At 51.8% G+C, this 1,935-nt stretch carries 2 protein-coding genes; both read right to left on the reverse strand.

The annotated features are described in order from the left end of the window. Positions 1-125: 125 nt before the first annotated feature. Positions 126-833 (reverse strand): hypothetical protein, encoded by a 708-nt coding sequence (locus CKO40_RS23635; protein ID WP_200348911.1) that lies wholly within the window; start codon positions 831-833, stop codon positions 126-128. A gap of 107 nt (positions 834-940) precedes the next feature. After that, positions 941-1,783 carry a hypothetical protein gene (locus tag CKO40_RS23640; protein ID WP_200348912.1) on the reverse strand — a complete coding sequence of 281 codons (843 nt, stop codon included), beginning with the start codon at positions 1,781-1,783 and terminating at the stop codon, positions 941-943. Positions 1,784-1,935 lie beyond the last annotated feature (152 nt).

Genomic DNA, 1,935 nt, shown 5'->3' on the forward strand with positions numbered 1-1,935 from the left:
ATCAGTGGATGAAAGCGCATGGCTATGCCTAAAGCGTCGTGTGCTCCCTTCTTGTGAATCGCCTAGTGCGGACCCGCATGCTAGGTGGTGTGGGGAGGGCGGGCTAAACACCCGCCCTTACCCGATTAGGTCCTTGGGTCTTCGATGGTTTTTAGGACCCCAGCTACGAGTGCGGACGAGATCGCATGAGCGGCTATGCGTACCTCCATCTCAAGGTCAATACCTGGATACCAAGAAGGTAGCTTTCCGAGCAGCCAGTGTGAGAAGCGGATACCAGTGAAGTGGGAAAGCTCCATGTAGGCGAATTGGCTGTCGTTGAATTGTGGAACAAGATTGGGACCATTGCGTTCACCATCTCGATTGACACCAAGAAGCTCTGCGGCATCAGGAGTCGCAAAGTGGGCTACTTCAGGGAGTGTGCCGTATATTCTTCCTGTTCCATTAGTGAACACATGCTTAATGTTTGGCGTTTTATTGAGTAGATCCTGCGCTGGACTATCTTCAAGTTCAAGAATCCTGGCCAAGCTCTCGACTTGCTTTCGAAGCAAAACCACAGCCTCTACTACATCTCCGTTGAGTAGCATGTCGGTCACGACATAGTATGTTCTTACGAAAGAGGCGGACAGCCCAATTTGATACGAGGCTTCCTCGGTTACATTGCTAACTGGGCGGTCTATCTTCGCCGCCAATGAAGCGACAAGACCGTCAACCGCGATTCTCAGTATGTTTTGTTCGTTCGTTTCCTTTTGTCGGAATACTTCCCGAGTACGCTCCCGTGCTACAAGCGCATTGCCTTGGAGATCGCACGCCGACCTCAGCATCTGATCGGCCATGGCTCTAGGGTCAGGACTCATGCTTCCTGCCGTTTTCCAAAGCCGGCGCCAAAGTTTGGCCGTAGCGATAGCGAAGGCCGCAGTTTGGCGTCGGGCTTTTGCAATGGTTAGGGGCTTATGCCAGTGATATGCAATTTGTGCACCTTGTCTTCACCGAACGGGTTGGATTCCATTTCCACTAGACAATGGAGTTGAACCTGCGGCTGGAGCATTGAGTATATGTACTCTACGTGATCCTGTGACCCAAAGATCTCGAATGGATAGTCGCCTTGCGGAATCGCCTGCTGTGGCCGCTTTACGGATAGCTTTCCGGCATTCTTGTATTTGTTGAAATCGTAGATCTCGCAGTGTATTGCCTGAGTGTCCTTTTCTATCCGCGTTGGAATGTCGAATTTACCTCTATCGTCGGGTCCGATGTATATGTCCTGCTTGTCTTGGTCCTTAGGTTTTGCCGAGATATGGCTGAGCTTTTTCGGGTCGATGAGATGCGCCAGATTTTGATAGCTTGGAAGCGCAAGCTCACCAATTTGTATCACCGGACCATGGTAATGGTGGGTTGAATCGCCGATATGGACTGCGACGTTTCCATCGTTTTCGAAATGGTAGGTTGGTTTTTCGCCGGCTTGGACTGCACTACAGACGCTTTGCAGGAAGAAAAACGAATCACGGGTGTAGTCCCAGAGATTCTGCGGCCCAAAAGAGCTTACGAAGGGTAGAGACAGTTGGATTCCATGAAGTGCGATCTCAAAGTAGGTTAGCAGCGAGCCATTGGTGAATTGTTTGGCTCGCAGTTGGAATATCTCGCGGTCTATGCCGCTCATCCGTTGGCTGCCCGCGAGAACCAGATAGGATTTATCTACGATAGACTGAAAATTGTCTAGCGCTGCAACAGCAAGATGTATCGGAACCCCGTCGTCCAATGCCGGCCCAGCGATCTTGAATTCGTGCAACAGTCTGGTCCCTCCTGCGCGCCCCTAACGTTAAGCTAAGCCGCCCCTGGCAGGGCAAAAAAAACAGCTCCGAGCTTTTGGCCGGCCGCTCCTGGGTCAATGGGGACGGTTTGAGCGCCTTGTTGAACAGGAGCGGGGACGTTAGCGGGCGC

This window comes from Halochromatium glycolicum (genome assembly GCF_016584085.1).
GTDB classification, from domain to species: Bacteria; Pseudomonadota; Gammaproteobacteria; order Chromatiales; family Chromatiaceae; genus Lamprobacter; species Lamprobacter glycolicus.

Coding starts and splice junctions, on each gene's coding strand:
- CKO40_RS23635 (WP_200348911.1), bottom strand. CDS start 833: ATGGCCGATCAGATGCTGAGGTCGGCGTGCGATCTCCAAGGCAATGCG.